This window comes from Streptomyces sp. WAC04114, assembly GCF_019733245.1.
Taxonomy (GTDB): Bacteria; Actinomycetota; Actinomycetes; order Streptomycetales; family Streptomycetaceae; genus Streptomyces; species Streptomyces massasporeus_A.
On record NZ_JAIGQA010000344.1, the window covers coordinates 1 to 2,401 of the forward strand.

1 protein-coding gene is annotated in these 2,401 nt (G+C 70.4%); it reads left to right on the forward strand.

Annotated features, from left to right (window positions below; all coding sequences use genetic code 11):
• A partial coding sequence (locus tag K4G64_RS39020; RefSeq protein WP_221760582.1) for an AMP-binding protein occupies positions 1–2,401 on the forward strand: 2,401 nt, incomplete at both ends.

The window sequence follows — 2,401 nt, forward strand, 5'->3', positions numbered from 1 at the left end:
CCGGCGCCGGACTATGCCGCGCTTGCGGGGTCGGGGCGTGCTCCGGCCAACGCGCGTGAGGAGATCGTCTGCGCCGCGTTCGCCGATGTTCTCGGTCTCGCCCAGGTCGGCGTCGACGACGACTTCTACCGCCTCGGCGGAAACTCACTGCTCGCCATCAAGACGGTGGATGAACTGCGGCGGCGCGGCGTCCAGGTGTCCGTCGGGGCATTCTTCCGGACTCCGACCCCCGCCGGTCTGGCGGCCTCGCAGACCGAGTTCGCCGCGGCTCCGGCCAACCTGATCCCGGCGGACGCCACCGAGATCACCCCGGAGATGCTGCCGCTGGTCGACCTGACGGCCGACGAGGTGGAGCGGATCGTCGCCGCCGTCGAGGGCGGTGCGGCGAACGTGGCCGACGTCTATCCGCTGGCGCCCCTCCAAGAGGGCATGCTCTTCCATCACCTGATGGCCGAGGGCGGTGACGACGCCTACGTGACGCCGACGGTGCTCCGGTTCGACTCGCGAGAGCGCCTGGAGGCCTTCACTGCGGCGCTTCAGCGGGTGGTGGACCGGCACGACATTCTGCGGACCGGCCTGGTGTGGGAAGGACTCCGCGAGCCGGTCCAGGTGGTGCGCCGCCGGGCCGAACTGCCCGTCCGGGAAGTCACCCTCGCCCCCGACTCCGGCGACCCCGTGGCCGACCTGCTGGCCGTCGCCGGCCTCTCGATCGACCTCGTCGGTGCCCCCCTGGCGCGCTTGCACGTGGCTCAGGAGCCGGGCACCGACCGCTGGCTGGCCCTGTTGCGGCTGCACCACGTCATCGAGGACCACACGGCCTTGGAACTGCTCCTCGCCGAAGTGGAGGCCTTCCTGGCCGGGCGGGAGCAGGAGCTGCCCGAGCCGCTGCCGTTCCGCGACTTCGTGGCCCAGGCACGTGCCGAGGCCGAACGCGGCGACAGCGAGCGGTACTTCGCCGAGCTGCTCAGTGACGTGACCGAGCCGACCGCGCCGTACGGACTGGTGGACGTCCGCGGCGACGGCATGGACGCGGCGGAGGCGCAGCTGGCGTTCTCCCCGGAGCTGACCCGACGGGTGCGCGAGGTGTCCCGCCGGCTCGGGACGAGCCCGGCGACCGTGCTGCACGTGGTGTGGTCGCGGGTGCTGGCCGCGGTGTCCGGGCGGGACGACGTGGTGTTCGGCACGGTGCTGTTCGGGCGGATGAACGCCGGTGCAGGTGCCGACCGAGTCCTCGGCCCCTTCATCAACACGCTGCCAGTACGGGTGCGGACGAACGAACTGGGAGTGCTGGAGGCGGTCTCCGCCCTGCGCGGCCAGCTGGCCGCGCTGATCTCCCACGAGCGGACGCCGCTGTCGACAGCACAGCAGGTCAGCGGCGTGCCGGGCACGACACCCCTGTTCACCTCGATCCTCAACTACCGGCCCAACTCCGGTCTCAACCGTGAGAACACCGCCGTCCTCGACGGCGCCGAACTGCTCTATTTCCGCGAGCGCACCAACTACCCGCTCTCCGTGGTGGTCGACGACGACGGAGAGACGCTCGGCCTCGCCGTCGACGCCGTGGCCCAGGTCGACTCGCACGCCGTCGCCACATTCCTGTGCACCACGACCGACCGCCTCACCGCGGCACTCGTCTCCGCGCTCGACTCCGGCACCGACATACCGCTGAACACGATCGACATCCTCGATGCGGAGGAGCGTCTTCGGGTGGTGTCGGGGTGGAACGACACGGCCGTCGAGGTGGCTCCTGCGACGCTGCCGGAGTTGTTTGCGGGGCAGGTGGCGCGGACGCCGGATGCGGTGGCGGTGGTGGCCGAGGGTGTCGAGGTGTCGTATCGCGAGCTGGACGCGCGGGCGAACCGGCTGGCCCGGCTGTTGATGTCGCGGGGTGTGGGTCCGGAGTCGTTGGTGGGTGTGTGCCTGGAGCGTGGCGCCGATCTGGTGGTGGCGGTGCTGGCGGTGTTGAAGGCTGGTGGCGCGTATGTGCCGCTGGATCCGGAGTATCCGCCGGGCCGGCTTGGCTCGATGATCGAGGACGCGGCGCCGGTGGTGGTGCTGGCGTCGCGGGCCTCCGCCGCCTCCCTGCCCGACGGCACGGCCGTGTTGGTGGACGCGCCGGAGACGGTGACTGAGCTGGCCGGCCTGTCGGCTGACACGGTGCCTCTGGATGGGCTGTTGCCGGGGCATCCGGCGTATGTGATTTTCACGTCGGGTTCGACGGGGCGGCCGAAGGGTGTGGTCGTTTCGCATGCGGGTGTGGTGAACCGGTTGGTGTGGATGCAGGAGCGGTTCGGTCTGGGGGGTGATGACCGTGTTCTGTTGAAGACGCCGTTTGGTTTCGATGTGTCGGTGTGGGAGTTGTTCTGGCCGTTGTTGTGGGGTGCCGGTCTGGTGGTGGCGC